This window comes from Thermodesulfovibrio sp. 1176 (assembly GCF_029946585.1).
Taxonomy (GTDB): Bacteria; Nitrospirota; Thermodesulfovibrionia; order Thermodesulfovibrionales; family Thermodesulfovibrionaceae; genus Thermodesulfovibrio.
Genome location: NZ_JARZRZ010000024.1, coordinates 1 through 270, shown reverse-complemented (window position 1 = coordinate 270; position 270 = coordinate 1). Strand labels below are relative to the sequence as shown.

Below are 270 nucleotides of genomic sequence, written 5' to 3'. Positions count from 1 at the left end.
CAAGCACTATCTGAACACTGCCAATTTGAGACTTTCGGCTTCGCCTCAGGAAAATGCTTCGCATTTTTCCATCTTTGCTAAATCCATACTTCCTCAGTATATCTTCATTTTGACTCTCAAAGTATATAGTCGTTACATCATAGAATACTACATCTACTTGATTGTTAAAAAGGTTGTATCTCCTGTTAAACAAGTACTCCTCTAATTCTTCCTTGCTTTCTGCCAGTACATCTAATGCCCTGTATAGATGATTTATCCCTATACTTTCAA

Annotated in this window: 1 pseudogene; it reads right to left on the bottom strand. The window is 36.3% G+C overall.

The window, feature by feature from the left end:
- Positions 1 to 270 (bottom strand): annotated as a pseudogene (locus tag QI155_RS11000) (hypothetical protein); the annotation flags it as partial.